The following is a 17342-nucleotide window of genomic DNA, read 5'->3' on the forward strand; positions in this document are numbered from 1 at the left end:
AGGGCGTCAGTCGCGGAGCCGTCGGGCGACGTCGATCACCCGGTCGATCGACTCCGCCTCGCCGACCGAGATCCGGATGCCGTCGGGGAACGCGCGCACCATCAGCGCGGCCTCGTCGAAGGCCGCGGCGACGGCGGGGTCCGCCGTGTCAAGCCAGGCGAAGTTGCCCTGCGCATCCGGGACAGGCCACCCGGCATCCCGCAGACCGGCGACGAGCCGCTCCCGGCGCGCGGCGATCTCGGCGACGCGCTCGAGCAGCTCGTCCTCGTGCTCGAGGCTCGCGAGCGCGGCGGTCTCCGCCTGCGCCGTCACCGACAGCGGGATGATCGTCGCCCGTGCCGCGTCGAGCACGCGCGCATGGCCGATCGCATAGCCGATGCGCAGGGCGGCGAGGCCGTACGCCTTCGAGAAGGTGCGCAGCACCACCACGTTCGGATTCCGCTCGAACACGCGCTCGGCGAGGCCGCCGACCGCCGCATCGTCGGTGACGAATTCGGCGTAGGCCTCGTCGAGCAGAATCAGCACATCCTTCGGCACCCTCTCGACGAAGCGCTCGAATTCGTCAGAGGTGATGATCGATCCGGTGGGATTGTTCGGCGTGCACAGCAGCACGACGCGAGTGCGATCGGTGACGGCCTCGGCCATCGCGTCGAGGTCGTGCCGACCGTCCGGCAGGTTCGGCACCTGCACGCCCTTCGCCCCGGCCACGAGGACGAGGCCGGGGTACGCCTCGAACGAGCGCCATGCGTGCACGACCTCGTCGCCTGCGCCCGCAGCGGCCTGGATGAATGCGGCCAGCAGCGAGACGCTGCCCGCGCCGGCGAGCACCTGCTCGCGCTCGACGCCGTGCCGTTCGGCGAGCGCCGCGCACAGTCGCCCCGCCGTCGCGTCCGGATAGCGGTTGATCGCCGAGGCGCCGCGCAGCGCCTCGAGCACGCCGGGCAGCGGTTCGAACGCGTTCTCGTTGCTCGACAGCTTGAACCCGCTCGGGTCGGCCTGGCGCCCCTGCCGGTACGGCGGAAGCTGTTCGATCTCGGGGCGGAGGCGGGGAAGAACGGGCTCGGTCACGCATTCAAGCCTACGACGCCAGCGTGTCTGGCAGTTCCCCGGATGCGCCTGCGCGATGACCGTGCGACATTGGTGTGATGGGATTCATCATCCGTATCGTCGTCAATGCGTTCGCCCTGTGGGTGGTGAGCCTGATCGGGTTCCTGCGCGTCACTGTGACCCCGTTCGGTGACGGGGGCACCGTCGAGCTGCTGCTCACGCTGGCGGCTGTCGCCGCCATCTTCGCGATCGTGAACACGGTGGTCGGCACCGTGATCAAGATCGTCGCGTTCCCGATCTACCTGCTCACGCTCGGGCTGATCACCTTCGTCGTGAACGGCTTCCTGCTCTGGCTGACGGCATGGATCACGAGCGGGTTCGGCTGGGGCCTGGCCGTGGAGGACTTCTGGCGAGGCGTCGCCGCCGCCATCCTGATCTCGATCATCAACGCCGTCTTCGGCGTCATCCTGCGCCCGCAGCGCAAGAAGAAGCGCTGAGCGGCGCGCCCGCGCCGAGCGGCGCTGGTCACTTCTTCACGGGTCGCTGAGCGCTGAACTCGACGAAGGTCGCATCCTCGGCGGTGCCGAGCCTCGCGAACAGCTCGTCGAGGGCGTCGAGTCGCGGGTCGCTGCTGGCGTCGATCTCTCCGGCGGTCTCGGCGTAGGCATCGAGGCGGTGGGCCGGCAGGACGAGGTCGTGGATGCCGCCGACAGGGTCGAAGTCCTTCTCGACCACGACGCCGTCCGCGGGGTTGCCGCCGTCGGCGAGCATCGGCACGACGTCGTCCGTGTGCCGCACCGACACCTGCAGCAGGTCGTCTGCCCCAGCGAGGTCGACGGGCGAACCGAAGCTGACCAGGCTCTTCACGTCGAAGCCGCCCTCGGCGGCGAGCCTCGCTCCGACCATGGCGCCCTGGCTGAAGCCGAGCTCGTGCACGGTCTCGCCCTCGCGCACCCCCGCGTCGGCGAGGGCCTGCTCGAGGGCGCTGTACGACGCGGAACGCCTGCCCAGGTACAGATCGAGATTCGAACCCCAGTCCCATGCGTCGGGCCCGCCGCCTTTGGTGCCGGCGAGGTAGACCACGTGCTCCCTGCCGCCCTCTGGCAGCTCATAGGTCTCCACTCGGATGCGCGCGTCGGTATCGCCATCCGGAATCCGCTTCGCCGCCTCCGCAAGCGTGACGGGCGCCTGCGTCGCCTCCGACTGCTGCATCGGCTTCACGTGCACGGGATCCCCCTTCCCGATCAACCTGGCTCCCATCGGCACGACACCGACCCCCATCGCCGCGATGAGCCCCCTCGCGTCGCCCATGGCATCGCGCATGTCGGGCTCCGGCAGCCCCGTCCACACCGGGGGCAGCAGCCCGTTCGCCGCGCTCCCCCACTCGTCGGCCGCCGCCTGCCCCGTGTGTGCGCGCCACGCGTTCCAGTGCCGGTTCGCCTGCGTGAGAGCCGCCGGATTGCCCTCGGCGAGTTCCTGCCACCTGGTGCGGATCCCGTCGAGAGCCGCGTCCCGTTCGGCAGTCGCCTGCGGTCCGAGCCTCACCCCGCCTGCGACCGGCGCGCCGGGCAGGGCGGTGCACGTGATCATGGTCCAGCGGAATCGCAGCTCGACGAACTCGTACGCGTCGGCCGCGTCGCGAAGATGACGCGCAAGCAGGTCGAGACGCCCTGCCGCACCGATCGCGTCGCTGTGCACATCCATCGCCCTGCCATCGGCAGCATCCGGCACGGCGCCGATCACGATCGCCGCCTCCTGTGCCAGCGCCGCGATCTCCCTCATCCGTTCCGACGCCTCGGAGACACCGGATGCCGCCGAACGGAGCGAGTCGGGATCGACGGCGATGACGGAGCCGCTCGAGACCTCGATCGTCACGAGGAGCCCTCCTCCGTCTGCGCCATCAGGCTGTGCATCACCTGCGTCGCCAGCTCGCCGACGGCGGAGATCTCGCTGATTCGGTTCCACACCTGGGCGTGGAAGTGCCCGGCGGCCTCGGACTCCCACTGCACGCTGCTCGCCGTCGCGAGCAGTGCGAGGCTGATCGCGTCGCACTCGCTCCGCACCGCGGCGAGGCGCGTCGTCGCGTAGGTGAGCGGAGAGAAGGATGTCTGCAGCATGTCTTCAGCGTTCCGGCATCCGGCCCCGGCGACCAGCCCCGACGGGCGGTTGGGGACGGATATGCACCGGCATCGGGGGCTGTGGGGGAAACGACGCTTGCGAAGTAGAATCGCTTCCGCGGCGCACGCCCGCTTCCGCACCGACCTGGAGGACATCCTGAGCGCTTTCCCGACCCAGCCCCTGAGCCCGCTCGATGGCCGCTACCAGGCGGCCGTCTCGCCCCTGGGGGAGTTCCTCTCCGAAGCGGGCCTGAACCGCGCTCGCGTCGAGGTCGAGGTCGAGTGGATCATCGCCCTGACGAACCGCTCGCTGTTCGGCACGCAGCCCCTCGACGAGGCGACGCAGTTCAAGCTGCGCGAGCTGTATACCGCATTCGACCAGGAGTCGATCGACTGGCTCGCGGCCAAGGAGGCCGTCACCAGGCACGACGTGAAAGCCGTCGAGTATCTGGTGCGCGACAGGCTCTCGCGCCTCGGGCTCGACTCCATCGCCGAGCTCACCCACTTCGGCTGCACGAGTGAGGACATCAACTCGCTCGCGTACGCGCTCACGGTCAAGCGTGCGGTGACCGACGTGTGGCTGCCCGCACTGCGCGCCATGCTGGACAAACTGCGCGCCCTCTCGCTCGAGCTCGCCGACGCTCCGATGCTGTCGCGCACCCACGGCCAGCCCGCCACGCCCTCCACGATGGGCAAGGAGCTGGGCGTGTTCGTGTGGCGCGTGGAGCGCGTGGTGCGCCGGATCGAGAACGTCGAGTACCTCGGCAAGTTCTCCGGCGCGACCGGCACCTGGTCGGCGCACACCGTCGCCTCCCCCGAAACCGACTGGCCCGCCGTCTCACGCGGGTTCGTCGAAGGTCTCGGGCTCGACTTCAACCCGGTCACGACACAGATCGAGTCGCACGACTGGCAGGTCGAGCTGTACGACGCGGCCAAGCACGCCGGCGGCATCCTGCACAACCTCGCCCAGGACGTCTGGACGTACATCTCGCTCGGCTACTTCACGCAGATCCCCGTCGCCGGTGCGACCGGATCGTCGACGATGCCGCACAAGATCAACCCGATCAAGTTCGAGAACGCCGAGGCGAACTTCGAGATCGCCGGCGGCCTGTTCGCCACGCTCGCGCAGACGCTCGTGACCTCGCGCCTGCAGCGCGACCTGACCGATTCGACGACGCAGCGCAACATCGGCGTCGCGTTCGGCCACTCCCTGCTCGCGCTGAGCAACCTGTCGGGCGGGCTCGACCAGATCGCGCTCTCGCGCGAGACGCTGCTGGCCGACCTCGACGGCAACTGGGAGATCCTCGGCGAGGCGATCCAGACGGTCGTTCGCGCCGAGGTGGTGGCGGGTCGCAGCCGGATCTCCGACCCCTATGCGCTGCTGAAGGAGCTCACCCGCGGCCACCGCGTCGGCGGCGCCGAGCTGGCCGAGTTCGTCAGCGGCCTCGACATCGGCGATGACGCAAGGGAGCGCCTGCTCGCACTCACCCCCGACACCTACACCGGCCTGGCCGAGCAGATCACCCGCACACACCTCTGACGGCACCGCTCAGGCGTGCCGGATCGCGCCAGGCTTCAGGCAGTGGCGCACTTCGGCGCTCCGGATCAGCCGCGGGCGTCGGAGAAGGACACGTCGCCGCACCGGAGCGGCCGTCTGCAGAGGAGAACGCCGCCATGGCCGTGCCCGCGGGCCGCAGGGTCAGTCGTCGTCGAGGATGACGCCTTCGTCGAGAAGCGCCAGATCGGCACGGGTGACGAGGTTCGACGAGACGGCGTACTCGACCAGGCGCGCGCGGCGGTTGGTGGCGAGCTTGCCAGGACCTCCTCGCAGACCCTGCACGCCCATCCGGTCGAGCTTGTCGCAGACGTTGTCGAGCTTGCGGTTGAACTTGCTCATCGTCCAGCCGAGCCGCTCTGCGGCGAGCGTCGACGACGGCAGCTCGCTCATGCTGACGCCGTCGCGGCGCAGCATCGGCTCCGCGAGCGCGACGATCAGCTGCTTCTGCAGCGGGGTGAAGCTGACGGGCATGACCGTGGTCTCGCCGCTGGTCTGATTCTTCACCTGCGACGAGACGGAGAACTGCGGCTCCGACGCGTGCATGCTGATCTCGTAGGTCGTCGGCCCCGCCGTGAACACGATCGTCGACTGCTCGAAGACGACCGGGATGCTCGCCCCTGGCGACAGCCACGACTGCACGGCTCCGCCCGCGCTCGACACGGTCGCCGACAGTCGCGAGCCCACATTCGACAGCCACCACAGGCTGTCGCGGAAGTTCAGCTCGAGGAACACCCGGTGCAGATACTGGTTGTCGTCGATCTCGAGGTCGGCATCGCGCCCGATCGTGAAGGAGGTGTCCGGCTGCACCTCGACCCACTCGCCCGCGAACTCGATGCGCAGCGGCCGGGCTCGGCCCGGTTCGGCAGGCACAGTGGACCGCTCGATTTCTCCGGTATCGTTCGACATGTCTCCCCCTGAACGCACTCCGCCCGTCGGCGGAATCGGTTGAGACCTGCGAACGCAGGTCTCGCCAAGGGGCATTCTATCCGCGCGCGCAGTATACTAAGCGTCCCGCGAACGGTGGCGCGTCGGCCGCTACTTCTCCGGCGTGCTCAGCCCGTCCGCATCCCGGGCCTCGTCCTCATCCGGCACCTGATCGTCGTGGCCGAGGAGCACGGGGCGGTCCACGTCCTTCTCGACATCGGCCGGATCGACCGCGAGCAGCAGCAGCGACACGCACAGCAGCACCACGATGAAGGCGATGCCGGCGACGATGCCGGCCACCGACCACGCGCGCAGCCGGTGCTCGACGGGGACGGATTCGAATGCGCCCATCGCCATAGCCGTGATGATGCCGGCGAACGCCGCACACACGAATGCGATGCCCAGCAGCTGGGCGGGGCGCATCAGGTCGCGGCGGCGGGTCTTGTCGGTCACGCGTGGTCCTTCTCGTGGTGCGTAGAGGTGGGATTCTCGGCCTCGACGGCCGGTTCGACGCGGCGCGGGGTGAACCCGGCGATCGCGAGGTAGACCGCGAGGATCGCGGTGTACCCGCCGAAGAGGCCGACCATGATGATCTGCCCCGAGAGGGTGAAGCTCTGCCCTGCCTCCTCGATGAAGTAGTCGAGGCTGTAGTTCGGCGAGACGAACGCTACGGCGACGGCGAGCACGACGCCGAGTACGCCGACGAACATGGCGTCGCGGGCGATCAGCCGGTCGCGCCCCGCCCTGCGGTCGGCGAAGCCGACGAAGAACTCGGCGATGCCCGTCGCCGCCGCCCACACGATCAGCAGCACGAACAGCAGCAGAACGGATCGCAGCGGCTGGATCGACGCCACCATGCCCGCCGCGAGATCGAGCCCGGCCAGCAGGAGGAAACCCGGCCTGCGGGTGCGGTCACCCACGAGGAACGCGGCGAGTGCGAGCACGAGTGCCGTGGTGACGACGAAGCCGGAGAACACGGTCAGCCCGATCACGTACGACTTATCGGACGAGAACGTCACCATCGCGGCCGCTGCGGCCGCCATCAGCGCGCGCACCAGCTGAACGTGCCGCGAAGTGAACGGCGCGGCGGGTGCGGAAGACATGGGCGACCTCGGGAAGCAGGGGCGTGTACTCCCCCATTCTAGTGACGCCGACTGAGCGTCCCCGGGAAGCTCACCTGACGCGTTCTGCTGCATATCGGTCACCGAAGGGACATCTGGTGTCAGGTGAACCCGCGGCGACAGCCGCCTCATCCTTTCGAACGAGACCGGAGTTCATCCATGCGGCGGATGTGGCCGTGCGGATCTTCCGGTGGACTGTAGTCATGATCGACGCGCTCCGCACCTTCACCGAAACCCTCCCCGACGCCGTCCAGTGGCTCGGGCTCATCCTCCTCGGCGCCATTCCGTTCGTCGAAAGCTACTTCTCGTCGCTCATCGGCGTCGTCATCGGCGTGCACCCGGTGATCGCGGTCGCCGCCGCGGTCGTCGGCAATGTCGTCTCGATGCTGATCTTCGTCGTCACGGCCCATGGCATCCGGACGGCGGCCACCAAGAACCGCGAGCAGAAGGAGCTCTCGCCGCGGCGCGAGAAGCTCAAGGCGCGGTTCGACCGCTACGGCGTCGCGGGAGTCAGCCTGCTCGGTCAGGCCGTGCTTCCCAGCCAGATCACGTCGGCCCTCATCGTCAGCTTCGGCGCCCCGCGCAACAAGGTGATCTTCTGGCAGATCATCTCGATCATTCTGTGGGGCGTGCTGTTCGCAGTGCTCGCCTCGCTCGGCATCGAGGTCGCCGGGCGGTTCTAGAGCACACGCACAAGGCCCCGGATGCGAGAAGCGCGCCGGACGGGAATGCCCTGTCCGGCGCGCTTCTCGTGCGGTGGTGCGTCAGCTCAGCGGCGGCACCTGGCCGTGCGGAGGCTGGGTCTGATGCGACTGCTGCCCCGGCTGGACGTACGGGTTCGCCTGCGGAACCTGGCCGGACTGCGCGTAGCCGTCCGCCTGCGGAGCCTGGCCGTACTGCTGCTGCACCTGGGCGGCGAGCTCTGCGGCCTTCTGTTTGTCCTTCCCGCGCCCCGCGATCAGCAGCGGGATGCCGATCAGCAGCAGCGGGAACGGCCCGTACACCTGGAGGACGCCGAGCCACTCTGGCAGCCCTTCGAAGCGCGTGTCGAAGAACACCGGCAGGAACAGCTGCAGATTGGACATACCGATGGTCTGGATCACCGATGCGATGTTGCGCACGAGCAGGATCACGGCGATCGCGATCAGGATGACGCCGATATTCGTCAGGATGCTGCTGTTGCTCTTCTGCCGAGCCATGGTGGTCACTCCCCGGGTGCGGCACGCGACCGTGCCGATCGAAAATGCGCCGCACCTTTCAGCGCGCTCGCAGGAACGCCACGATCCTATGAGATCTCCCGCGTCGTGTGCAGGGGCAGAACTCCCCGGGTGGCTCTCGATCCACGGCGCGGAACCGGTTCTCGGTAGTGTGAGATCCGCATCCGAACACAGGGGGTCTCATGTCGGTTGGTCTGCTCGCCGTCGTCGACGACATTCTCAGCGCCGCGCTGAAGGCATCGGCGAAGTCGGCGGGCGTCGTGATCGACGACGCCGCCGTGACGCCGCAGTACGTGCGCGGCATCCGCCCCGCACGTGAGCTGCCCGTCGTCGGCTGGATCACCGTCGGCTCGCTGGTGAACAAGTTCGTGGTCATCATCCCGCTCGCCCTGCTGCTCACCGCCTTCGCCCCGTGGGTGCTGCCGTATCTGCTGATCGTCGGCGGCAGCTATCTGTGCTTCGAGGGTGCGGAGAAGGTGCTCGAGTGGTTCGGGCTGCATCACGGTCACGCTGAGGAGGGTGCGCGCAATGAGCGCCAGCTGATCCTCGGGGCGGTGCGCACCGATCTCATCCTGTCGACTGAGATCATGCTGATCTCTCTGTCGAACCTCGACCCTGGGCTCAGCCTGTGGATGACGGTGCTCGTGCTCGCCGTGATCGCGCTGATGATGACGGGCATCGTCTACGGCGCCGTGGCGCTGCTGGTGAAGATCGACGACGTCGGCATCGCCATGGCCGGAGGCGACACGCGCCGCTGGCGACACCTCGGCACCCGCATCGTGCTGTCGATGCCGGCGGTGTTCCGCGTGATCAGCGTGATCGGCACGATCGCGATGCTCTGGGTCGGCGGTCACCTGCTGCTCGGCAACCTCGGCGAGGTCGGACTGACGTTCTTCTCCGACCTGCTGCACGGCATCGCCCACGCGCTCGAGCCGGCGGGGGCCGTCGTCGCGTGGACCGGCGAGACGCTCGCCTCTGGCCTCGCCGGGCTCGCGTGGGGACTGTTCATCGTGGCCGCAGTGCTCGCCATCGGCCGGATGATCGGCAAGCGGCCGTCGTTCAGCGAGGGCGGCGAGTCGCCGACGAAGCAGAGCGCATAGCGCGCTCCGGCTCACAGCCTCGCGAGCGCACCCCCTTTATGCCGATTGTGCCGCCGCTCACACGGGTCCACTCGCTCCGAAGGGGTACGCTCCGCGAGTGCGCCGGATGGTCGCTTGCTACGCGCGATCGTGCAGCGTGATGGTGTACCCGTTCGGGTCGGTGAAGGCGAAGGTGCGACCGAACGGGCCGTCGACAGGTTCCGACACGATGGAGTGCCCGTCGGCGACCAGCGCATCGTGGATCTCCTGCACGTTCGTCGCGTGCAGCCAGAGCGCGACTCCGATGCCCGGCTGCGGTGCAGCGGCGAGATCCGTTCCGGGAACGACCTCGCGCAGGGCGAACGCGATCGGCTTCGTGTCGAAGACGACAGCGTGCGGCGGCCCGGCCGGCGAACGGACCAGGCCGAGGTAGTTCGCGTAGAACGCATGCGTCGCGTCGAGGTCGCTCGCCTGCAGCGAGACGAAGTCGGGACCGGTGACAGCCATGATGAAACCCTTCCGATATTTGTCAGTTTTCTGACACAGAAATACTATGTCAGAATGCTGACATGAGTCAACCCGGCAACGGCGTCGATCTGGACAAGTCACTGGGCTACCTGCTCAAGGAGGCGGCGAGCGCACTTCGCACGCGCATGGACGAGGTGCTGCGGCCGCTGGGCATGAGCGTGACGCACTATGCGTGTCTGGAGCTGCTCTCGCAGCGCCCCGGCCTGTCGAACTCCGAGCTCGCGCGAGGTGCGTTCGTGACACGGCAGTCGATGAACGTGCTGCTGCGCAGCCTCGAGAGCGAGGGGCACGTGACCCGACCGGCACAGGCCGCTGTCGGGAAGGTGCTCCCAGCCCGTCTCACCCCGCTCGGCCGGCAACAGCTCGAGAAGGCGAGCCGCGCCGTCCGCGCCGTCGAGGACGATATGCTGGCCGACCTGACCGCGGGCGATCAGGCGGATGCGCTCCGGATCCTGCAGAGCATGGTCCGATCGCTGCGCGGCGGCGATCACGCGTAGTCGGGCAGAGCACGGGACGCTCACGATCTGACGCGGCCCACCGGATCGCCGCCCAGGCCGAGCCGAACTATGCGGCTTCCGCGCTGAGGGGCTGGCGCGGCCACGACGAGATCCTGCTGCGCAAGCTGGTGCACCGGCGCGCGGCGGACTGAGGCTCTGCCCTTCGCGCTCGGCGGGATGTGCCGGGTTGGGTGCCGCTCAGTCGAACCAGGCATCATGGAGAGCGTGAGCAGAGCAGCGCCTGGACGACCCCGCCTTCGGCCGGGGCGGGCGGAAGTCGAACCGCGCCAGGAGATCCTCGAGGCCGCCGCCTCCCTCTTCGCCGAACACGGCTATGCGGCGACCAGCACACGGCAGATCGCCGATCGTGTCGGAGTCAAGCAGGCCAGCCTCTACTACCACTTCAAGGACAAAGAGCAGATCCTGCTCGAGCTGCTCACCGCGACTGTGAAGCCCACGCTCGATCGAGCGGCCGAGCATCTCGCCCGCGAGGATCCCCGGACGGCTCTGCATGACCTCGCATCCGCGGATGTCGAGACGCTGCTCGCCGAGCCGCACAACATCGGCACCATGTATCTCTCGCCGGAGATCAGCGGCACGGTGTTCGCCCCGTTCCGGGCGATGCGCGAGGAGCTGACGCGCATCTACGGCTCCCTCGCGCAGCGCGTCAATCCGGAGCTCGACGCACACTTCGCCGGCAGCTGCTGCATTCAGCTGGTCGAGCTCGTCATCCGCTTCCGTCAGGACGGTGAGGACCTCGGCGATCTTCCCGAACGGATCGCCGCGGCGTGCCTGCGGCTGGTCGAGCCGCAGGATCCCGCTACACGCGCACGCTGACGGCCTCCGTCGGCTGCTCCTGCTCGCGCCGCAGACCCTCGACCACCTCGCGCTCGTCCTCGACCTCGGCCGCCCGATCGAGCGTGAGCAGCACGCCGGTCTGGCTGATCCGGATCGCGAGCAGCGCACCGATCGCCACGATCGGGATCATCGCCGCGCGCGTCCAGCGCAGCAGCGGGTCACGGTCGCTGGTTTCGCTCCGACGCACGCGGAACACGTTCCGGACGGCGACGGCCGAGGTCGCGAGGATCGCACCGGATGCGTCGGCACGCACGCACGAGCCGCTGCCATCCGGTGACGGTCACGCACAGGAGCGCCTCACCGAGCACGACGCGGGAGAAATGCAGCGATCTCGGGTCCATGGGCTCCGGCATGGCGGTCTCCTTGTGGTGGATCGGGGGGGCGGTGACGGCCGGTCAGAGGGTGTCGCGGTAGGCGCGCCATCCGCCGTGCGCGGTGATCTCCGCGGCTCCGGACAGCGCCTCAGGGGTCGCCAGGAAGCCGGGCACGCGACCGCCGTGCGACAGCTGCACGGAGCCGATGGCGAGCGGCCGCGGCACGACGGACACCACTTCTGCGAAGCCCGCGGCCGGAAGCTCCCAGAGCTCACCGGCGATCCGCGCGCCCTCCCCGCTCGTCTCGTCGAGAACGAGTCCCGGCTTGGGCGGTTCGGTCGGCAGCGCGTACAGCCGATACCTCTCATCCGACTCCGCCTCACCGATGCACACGCCTCCCGCGGCGACCAGCTGACTGTTCAGCGGCTCACCGGTCAGGTGCGCCCCGACGACGAAGAGTCTGCGCGGCGCGTCGTCGATTCGACGAGCGATCTCGGCGATCGCCTGGTCGGCGAAGGCCGGGCCGGTGAGCATGACGCCGAAGGGAAGACCGTCGACGAAGCCCGCGGGGACCGCGAGCGACGCCTTGTCCAGCAGGTTCGCGAAGTTCGTGTACTTTCCCATCCGACTGTTCGCAGCGATGGGTTCGGCGGCGACCTCGTCGAGCGTGGGATGCCACGTCGTGGTCGGCGTCAGCAGCGCGGCGCAGCCGTCCAGAGCAGCATCACCGCGCAGTCGGAGCTCGTCGAGCCGCTGCATGTCGTCGAACAGCGCGTGCGCCGTCGGCTCTGCGCCGTCGAGGATGATCCGAGCGACCGTGACGTCCAGGTCGGTGCCGATCAGATCCGCGTGCGCGGCGATGTGGGCGCCGACGGCGCTGTACCGCTCGGCGACGAACGCGCCGCCGTAGAGCAGCTGCGCAGCCTCCAGCAGCGGCGACACGTCGCGCTCCACGATCACGAAGCCGGCATGCGCTGCACGCGCGACCGCCGACTCGAACGCCTCCCTCCATCCCGCCGCCAGCCCGTCGAGCTGCTCGGGAAGCGGCACGGCGATCGTGGCGGAGGCGGGAGACGCCGCCGACGGCACCGCCTCACGAGCCAGCGGGTCGATCCCGTCTGGCTCCTCCATCAGCTCGGTCGCCTGCCGCGCCAGCGTGAGGGCGCGGGCGAAGACCGTGACGGTGTCCAGGGTCCGGCACGCCGGCACGACGCCGGTGGCCGGAACGGTGCCCTTGGTGGGTTTCACGCCGACGATGCCGTTGAGCGCGGCCGGCACCCGTCCGGATCCGGCGGTGTCGGTGCCGAGCGCGAGATCGACGACACCGAGAGCCACGGCAACGGCCGATCCGGATGAGGATCCGCCGGAGATCCGTGTCGGGTCCCAGGCGTTGCGGACCGCACCGTACGGCGATCTCGTGCCGACCAGGCCGGTGGCGAACTGATCGAGGTTGGTCTTGCCCACCACGATCGCGCCTGCCGCGCGAAGCCGCGCGACGGCGGTGGCGTCGGCGTCCGGCCGGTAGGCGTACGATTCCGACCCGGCCGTGGTCGGCAGCCCCGCCACATCGATGTTGTCCTTCACCGCGACCAGCCGCCCCGCAAGCGGAAGGGCGTCACCGGCCGCGCAGCGGCGATCGATCTCATCCGCCTCGCGGTGCAGTTCTTCGGCGCCGCGAAGCGCGATCCAGATCTCGGGTCGGTCGATCTGCTCGATCCGGTTCAGGGCGTTGTCAACGGCGTGACGAGCAGGAGAGGCGTTCATGTTCAGGCTCCGATCGCAGCGAGGATCTGGCCGGGGGCGACCTGCTGCCCCGGCGCGACATAAAGTTCGACGATGCGACCGTCGACGGGCGCGAGCACCTTCGACTCCATCTTCATCGCCTCGACGGACAGGATCGGGTCACCGGCGGTGACCGCACGACCCGGCTCAACCGACACCTGCCACACCGTCGAGGCGAGCGGCGCGTAGACCGCCTCAGCCCCATCCGGGATCACGACCTCCTCAGATGTCGGAACAGGCGCGGGGTCGTCGGTCCTGTCGAACTCTCCGGCCAGTCGCCACCGCTCCTTCTCCGCCTCGAACGCGGCCGCCTGGTGACCGCGGAACTCGTCGATGGAGGTCGCGTTCGCATCGAGGAAGCGGTTGTACTCGGCGATGGAGAAGGTGCCGTCCTCGGTCGCGAACTCACCGCGCCCCGCGTCGGTCTCCGCACGCAGCTCGAGCAGCTCGTCCGCGGTGACCGGGTACCACTCGATGCGATCGAAGAAGCGCAGCGCCCACGGATTCTCCTGGAACAGACCGCCGCGGCGGAAGCGGTTCCAGATCTGCACCGTGCGGCCCACGAACTGATAGCCGCCTGGGCCCTCCATGCCGTAGATGCACATGTAGGCGCCGCCGATGCCGACCGAGTTCTCGGCTGTCCACGTCCGTGCGGGGTTGTACTTGGTCGTCACCAGCCGGTGCCGCGGGTCCAGCGGCGTCGCCACCGGCGCGCCCAGGTACACGTCGCCGAGGCCCATGACGAGGTAGCTCGCGTCGAACACGGTGCGATAGACGTCGTCGGCCGAGTCGAGTCCGTTGATCCGGCGGATGAACTCGATGTTCCACGGAGTCCACGGGGCGTCGTCGCGCACGCCGTTCATATACCGCTCGATCGCCAGTCGCGTGGCCGGGTCGTCCCAGCTCAGCGGCAGCCGCACGGTGCGCGAAGGCACCACCAGCTCGTTCGTCGGCGGCACCTCGTGCTCGAGCTCCCGCAGGATCTCCGCCATCCGCGATGCGGTGATCTTCTCCGGATCGGTGTGCACCTGGAGCGACCGGATGCCCGGAGTGACATCGAGTATGCCGTCCGGAGCATGCTCGACGAGCGTCTGCTGCAGTGCGTGCACGCGCATCCTCATCGCCAGGTCCAGCTGCATCGGGCCGTATTCGACGAGGACGCTGCTGTCTCCGTCACGACGATAGGTCGCATCCGGTCGCTCATCCGTGGCATCGGATCGGGCGAGCACCCCGTCGTCGCCGTCGCCGCCCGAGGTGATCACGGTGAGGCTGGCGCGGTGTGCGTTCAGCACGACGGCATCGGCCTCCCTGACCGGGACGAAGCGCACGATGTCGCCCGGACGCAGCTGACCGAGCTTCCAACGGTCTCCGCTCGCGACGACGGCGGGGCAGACGAAACCGCCGAGGGACGGGCCGTCCGGACCGAGGATGATCGGAGTGTCCCCGGTGAAGTCGATCGCACCGACAGCGTATGCCGTGTCGTGAATATTCGACGGGTGCAGACCGGCCTCGCCGCCGTCGGTGCGTGCCCAGCCGGGCTTCGGTCCGATGAGACGAACGCCGGTGCGCGCCGAGTTGAGGTGCACCTCGTAGTCGGTCGAGTAGAAGGTGTCCATGTCCTGTCTGGTGAAGAACTCCGGTGCGCCGTGAGGACCCTCGGTCACTGCGATCTGCCATGCACCGGTGAGCGCCGGCCTGCGGTGCACCGGCGTCGGCCGCACCGGGCCCGCGTCGGGTTCGGCTGCCGCGCCGATCCGGAGCACGTCGCCGGCCAGCAGCGCACGCCCGCCGTGCCCTCCGAAGCCGCCGAGCGTGAACGTCGACGCGCTGCCGAGGTACGCGGGCACGTCGACGCCGCCGCGGACGGCGAGATAGCTTCGCAGGCCGGGCCCGCGTATCGCTCCCACAGCGACGACGGCTCCGGCCGCCACCTCGATCGGCTCCCACAGGTTCGCGCGCACCCCATCGACGGTGATGTCGACCTCGGCACCGCACACCGCGATCACCGCAGCGTGCGAGAAGCACAGCGTCGGACCGGTGAGCGTGATCTCGAGCCCCGGCACCGCTGCATCGTTGCCGACGGCCAGGTTCGCCTCTGCGAAGGAGACGTCGTCGAAGGGGCCACTGGGCGGCACACCGATCTGCCAGTAGCCGACACGGCCGGGCAGATCCTGCACCGTGGTCATCGTGCCGGGCGCGGTGATGTCGATGCGCGGCTCCGGGTCGTGAGTCGCATCGAGCGTGGATGTACTGTGCGATGCCTCGCGCAATGGCACATCCTCGGCGAGCTGCCGCAGCAGCCCGAGGTTGGTGACGATGCCGTCGACGCGACTGGCGTCGAGCGCTTCGGCGAGCAGATCGAGGGCGGACGAACGATCCGACGCGCGGGCGATCACCTTCGCGAGCATCGGGTCGTAGTGCGCCGTGACATCCGTGCCGGTCTCGACCCATCCGTCGATCCGGATCCCGTCGATCGGGGCCGAGCCGTATCCGGGGAAGACCGCTCGGGTGACGAGCCCCGTCGACGGCAGTGCGTTCTTCGCCGGGTCCTCGGCGTACACGCGCGATTCGAACGCGACTCCGTTCGGCTCCCAGCGCCTCGTGAACACGTCGTCCGCCAGCCCGGATGCGCCGTTGCCGGCCAGGCGCAGCATCATCTCGACGAGGTCGACGCCGAACACCTCCTCGGTCACGGGATGCTCGACCTGGAGGCGCGTGTTGACCTCGAGGAAGGCGGGCTCCTCGCGCACGGGGTCGTAGACGAACTCGACCGTGCCGGCGCTGCGGTAGTCGACGGACTCGGCCAGCCGACGAGCGGAGCGGTGCAGCAGCGCGCGCACCTCGTCGGGAAGGGCGGGCGCAGGCGCCTCTTCGATCACCTTCTGATTCCGGCGCTGCAGAGAGCAGTCGCGGTCGCCGAACACCGCGATCCGCCCCTCGCCGTCGCCGAAGATCTGCACCTCGACATGCCTGGCCTGGCTCACGAACCGCTCCAGGAAGATCCCGGCCGAGCCGAAGTTGGCCGACGCGAGCGCGGCGACGCGACCGAACGCCTCGCGCACCTCGCCGGGAGTGAAGCACGCCTGCATGCCGATCCCGCCGCCGCCGCCTGTCGCCTTCAGCATCACCGGCAGCCCGATCCGCTCGGCCTCCGCCACGGCCTCGTCCTCGTCGGCGAGCAGGCCTGTGCCCTGCAGCATCGGCACGCCCGCCCGTGCGGCGAGTTCGCGAGCCGTGTGCTTCTCGCCGAAGTCGGCGATCTGCCGCGCCGAAGGCCCGACGAATCGCAAGCCGGCGGATTCGACCGCCTCGGCGAAGGACAGGCTCTCGGAGAGGAATCCGTACCCCGGATGGATCAGGCCAGCGCCGGTGCGCACTGCGGCATCGATCACGGTCTCCGCACGCAGGTACGACTCGGCTGGCGGCGCGGCTCCGAGCCTGACGGCCTCATCCGCTTCGCGGACGTGCGCGGCGGCGCGGTCGGCGTCGGAGTACACTGCGACGGTCCGCATGCCGAGTCCCTTCGCGGACCGGATGATCCGACGCGCGATCTCGCCGCGGTTCGCGATCAGAACCGTGTTCATCGACGGCTCGTTCATGCTGCGGCCTCATCCGTCCCGGCGGAGGCAGGCCGGGAGACCACCATCCGCAGCGGTGTGGGGTTGAAGTCGTTGCACGGGTTGTTCATCTGGGGGCAGTTGGAGACGATGACGAGCACGTCGCGCTCGGCGCGCAGCGCGACGCGCTTGCCCGGCGCGCTCATACCGTCGACTATGCCGAGGCTGCCGTCTGCTTCGACGGGCACGTTCATGAACCAGTTGATGTTCGACACCAGGTCGCGCGCGCCCAGATCGTGCTTGGCGCCCTCCGTGAGGAAGTTCTCACGGCAGCCGTGCTCGTACGCCACGTGGTGGCCGTAGCGGAGCGTGTTCGATTCCTTCGAGCACGCTCCGCCGATCGTGTCGTGCCGGTCGATCTCATTGGCGACGACGGTCATCAGCGGCAGCGACTCATTCGAGCGCAGCACGGTGCCGACCCGGATGTAGGCGTTCTGCTGTGCGACGAGAGTGTCCGGTGCGCTGTAGCGATGCGCGTGGTCGTGGGCATCGAAGGCGAGGAAGTCGGCGGATTGGTTTCCACCGACGTCGACGATCGTCAGCACGGTGCCGGCGGAGACGACCGCCGACCACGAGGCGTTCGACCCCACGCGCTCGTCGAGCAGAGTCTCTCCTTCGACGGCACCGCCCGTCCAGGAGAGCACGGAGTCCGCGGCCGCGACCGCTCCGACGGGAACCGTGCT

At 69.0% G+C, this 17342-nt stretch carries 18 protein-coding genes; 6 read left to right on the forward strand and 12 right to left on the reverse strand.

The features are described 5' to 3' along the window. Positions 1 to 6: 6 nt before the first annotated feature. Complete coding sequence (locus DZG09_RS01810) at positions 7 to 1068, reverse strand: histidinol-phosphate transaminase (RefSeq protein WP_119696020.1); 1062 nt, start codon at positions 1066 to 1068, stop codon at positions 7 to 9. 77 nt (positions 1069 to 1145) lie between these two features. Between DZG09_RS01810 and DZG09_RS01815 the strand changes: the two genes are divergently transcribed. Continuing rightward, positions 1146 to 1544 carry a phage holin family protein gene (locus tag DZG09_RS01815; RefSeq protein WP_119696021.1) on the forward strand — a complete coding sequence of 133 codons (399 nt, stop codon included), beginning with the start codon at positions 1146 to 1148 and terminating at the stop codon, positions 1542 to 1544. A gap of 28 nt (positions 1545 to 1572) precedes the next feature. On the opposite strand, the gene DZG09_RS01820 is transcribed toward DZG09_RS01815, so the two are convergent. Both DZG09_RS01820 and DZG09_RS01825 read right to left on the reverse strand, forming a co-directional pair. After that, a complete protein-coding gene (locus DZG09_RS01820; RefSeq protein ID WP_119696022.1) occupies positions 1573 to 2922 on the reverse strand; it encodes a S1 domain-containing protein in 1350 nt (449 codons plus the stop codon). Next, a complete protein-coding gene (locus DZG09_RS01825; protein WP_119696023.1) occupies positions 2919 to 3164 on the reverse strand; it encodes a hypothetical protein in 246 nt (81 codons plus the stop codon). The genes DZG09_RS01820 and DZG09_RS01825 overlap by 4 nt, the downstream gene beginning before the upstream one ends. Positions 3165 to 3321: 157 nt before the next feature. Here DZG09_RS01825 and purB point away from each other — a divergent pair, with 157 nt between their 5' ends. Then, the gene (purB, locus tag DZG09_RS01830) at positions 3322 to 4704 is read left to right on the forward strand and encodes an adenylosuccinate lyase (RefSeq protein ID WP_205529115.1); all 1383 of its coding nucleotides are present in this window, start codon (positions 3322 to 3324) and stop codon (positions 4702 to 4704) included. Positions 4705 to 4863: 159 nt separating this feature from the next. Here purB and DZG09_RS01835 read toward each other — a convergent pair whose 3' ends face one another. The 3 genes from DZG09_RS01835 to DZG09_RS01845 form a co-directional block, all read right to left on the reverse strand. After that, positions 4864 to 5628, reverse strand: a complete 765-nt coding sequence (locus DZG09_RS01835; RefSeq protein WP_240423609.1) for an FHA domain-containing protein — start codon at positions 5626 to 5628, stop codon at positions 4864 to 4866. A 129-nt stretch (positions 5629 to 5757) separates the two neighbouring features. After that, positions 5758 to 6099 carry an amino acid transporter gene (locus tag DZG09_RS01840; protein ID WP_240423611.1) on the reverse strand — a complete coding sequence of 114 codons (342 nt, stop codon included), beginning with the start codon at positions 6097 to 6099 and terminating at the stop codon, positions 5758 to 5760. After that, the gene (locus DZG09_RS01845; protein ID WP_119696025.1) at positions 6096 to 6749 is read right to left on the reverse strand and encodes an acyl-CoA synthetase; all 654 of its coding nucleotides are present in this window, start codon (positions 6747 to 6749) and stop codon (positions 6096 to 6098) included. The genes DZG09_RS01840 and DZG09_RS01845 overlap by 4 nt, the downstream gene beginning before the upstream one ends. 221 nt (positions 6750 to 6970) lie before the next feature. Between DZG09_RS01845 and DZG09_RS01850 the strand changes: the two genes are divergently transcribed. Further along, positions 6971 to 7450, forward strand: a complete 480-nt coding sequence (locus DZG09_RS01850) for a small multi-drug export protein (protein WP_119696026.1) — start codon at positions 6971 to 6973, stop codon at positions 7448 to 7450. An 81-nt stretch (positions 7451 to 7531) separates the two neighbouring features. Here the strand turns inward: DZG09_RS01850 and DZG09_RS01855 are convergent, their stop codons facing one another. Further along, positions 7532 to 7966 carry a hypothetical protein gene (locus DZG09_RS01855; RefSeq protein WP_119696027.1) on the reverse strand — a complete coding sequence of 145 codons (435 nt, stop codon included), beginning with the start codon at positions 7964 to 7966 and terminating at the stop codon, positions 7532 to 7534. Between the two features lie 200 nt (positions 7967 to 8166). Between DZG09_RS01855 and DZG09_RS01860 the strand changes: the two genes are divergently transcribed. Further along, positions 8167 to 9084 (forward strand): DUF808 family protein, encoded by a 918-nt coding sequence (locus DZG09_RS01860; RefSeq protein ID WP_119696028.1) that lies wholly within the window; start codon positions 8167 to 8169, stop codon positions 9082 to 9084. A gap of 117 nt (positions 9085 to 9201) precedes the next feature. Here the strand turns inward: DZG09_RS01860 and DZG09_RS01865 are convergent, their stop codons facing one another. Then, entirely contained in the window at positions 9202 to 9570 is a 369-nt protein-coding gene (locus DZG09_RS01865; RefSeq protein ID WP_119696029.1) for a VOC family protein, read from the reverse strand. A gap of 62 nt (positions 9571 to 9632) precedes the next feature. On the opposite strand from DZG09_RS01865, the gene DZG09_RS01870 reads away from it, so the two are divergent. Further along, the gene (locus DZG09_RS01870) at positions 9633 to 10088 is read left to right on the forward strand and encodes a MarR family winged helix-turn-helix transcriptional regulator (protein WP_119696030.1); all 456 of its coding nucleotides are present in this window, start codon (positions 9633 to 9635) and stop codon (positions 10086 to 10088) included. A 216-nt stretch (positions 10089 to 10304) separates the two neighbouring features. Then, positions 10305 to 10925 carry a TetR/AcrR family transcriptional regulator gene (locus DZG09_RS01875; protein WP_119696031.1) on the forward strand — a complete coding sequence of 207 codons (621 nt, stop codon included), beginning with the start codon at positions 10305 to 10307 and terminating at the stop codon, positions 10923 to 10925. On the opposite strand, the gene DZG09_RS01880 is transcribed toward DZG09_RS01875, so the two are convergent. The 4 genes from DZG09_RS01880 to DZG09_RS01895 form a co-directional block, all read right to left on the reverse strand. Next, entirely contained in the window at positions 10909 to 11199 is a 291-nt protein-coding gene (locus DZG09_RS01880) for a hypothetical protein (protein ID WP_119696032.1), read from the reverse strand. The two genes, DZG09_RS01875 and DZG09_RS01880, sit on opposite strands and share 17 nt — an antisense overlap. Before the next feature lie 142 nt (positions 11200 to 11341). Further along, positions 11342 to 13024 (reverse strand): allophanate hydrolase, encoded by a 1683-nt coding sequence (locus DZG09_RS01885; RefSeq protein WP_119696033.1) that lies wholly within the window; start codon positions 13022 to 13024, stop codon positions 11342 to 11344. 2 nt (positions 13025 to 13026) lie between these two features. Beyond that, positions 13027 to 16641, reverse strand: a complete 3615-nt coding sequence (gene uca / locus DZG09_RS01890) for an urea carboxylase (protein ID WP_119696034.1) — start codon at positions 16639 to 16641, stop codon at positions 13027 to 13029. Next, entirely contained in the window at positions 16638 to 17303 is a 666-nt protein-coding gene (locus tag DZG09_RS01895) for an urea amidolyase associated protein UAAP2 (RefSeq protein WP_240423823.1), read from the reverse strand. The genes uca and DZG09_RS01895 overlap by 4 nt, the downstream gene beginning before the upstream one ends. Positions 17304 to 17342: the final 39 nt, after the last annotated feature.

Source organism: Microbacterium halotolerans, from assembly GCF_003569805.1.
In the GTDB taxonomy this organism is placed as follows: domain Bacteria; phylum Actinomycetota; class Actinomycetes; order Actinomycetales; family Microbacteriaceae; genus Microbacterium; species Microbacterium halotolerans.

Coding starts and splice junctions, on each gene's coding strand:
- DZG09_RS01875 (WP_119696031.1), top strand. CDS start 10,305: ATGGAGAGCGTGAGCAGAGCAGCGCCTGGACGACCCCGCCTTCGGCCG.
- DZG09_RS01845 (WP_119696025.1), bottom strand. CDS start 6,749: ATGTCTTCCGCACCCGCCGCGCCGTTCACTTCGCGGCACGTTCAGCTG.
- DZG09_RS01825 (WP_119696023.1), bottom strand. CDS start 3,164: ATGCTGCAGACATCCTTCTCTCCGCTCACCTACGCGACGACGCGCCTC.
- DZG09_RS01885 (WP_119696033.1), bottom strand. CDS start 13,024: ATGAACGCCTCTCCTGCTCGTCACGCCGTTGACAACGCCCTGAACCGG.
- DZG09_RS01815 (WP_119696021.1), top strand. CDS start 1,146: ATGGGATTCATCATCCGTATCGTCGTCAATGCGTTCGCCCTGTGGGTG.
- DZG09_RS01870 (WP_119696030.1), top strand. CDS start 9,633: ATGAGTCAACCCGGCAACGGCGTCGATCTGGACAAGTCACTGGGCTAC.
- DZG09_RS01855 (WP_119696027.1), bottom strand. CDS start 7,966: ATGGCTCGGCAGAAGAGCAACAGCAGCATCCTGACGAATATCGGCGTC.
- uca (WP_119696034.1), bottom strand. CDS start 16,641: ATGAACGAGCCGTCGATGAACACGGTTCTGATCGCGAACCGCGGCGAG.
- DZG09_RS01850 (WP_119696026.1), top strand. CDS start 6,971: ATGATCGACGCGCTCCGCACCTTCACCGAAACCCTCCCCGACGCCGTC.
- DZG09_RS01865 (WP_119696029.1), bottom strand. CDS start 9,570: ATGGCTGTCACCGGTCCCGACTTCGTCTCGCTGCAGGCGAGCGACCTC.
- DZG09_RS01835 (WP_240423609.1), bottom strand. CDS start 5,628: ATGTCGAACGATACCGGAGAAATCGAGCGGTCCACTGTGCCTGCCGAA.
- DZG09_RS01860 (WP_119696028.1), top strand. CDS start 8,167: ATGTCGGTTGGTCTGCTCGCCGTCGTCGACGACATTCTCAGCGCCGCG.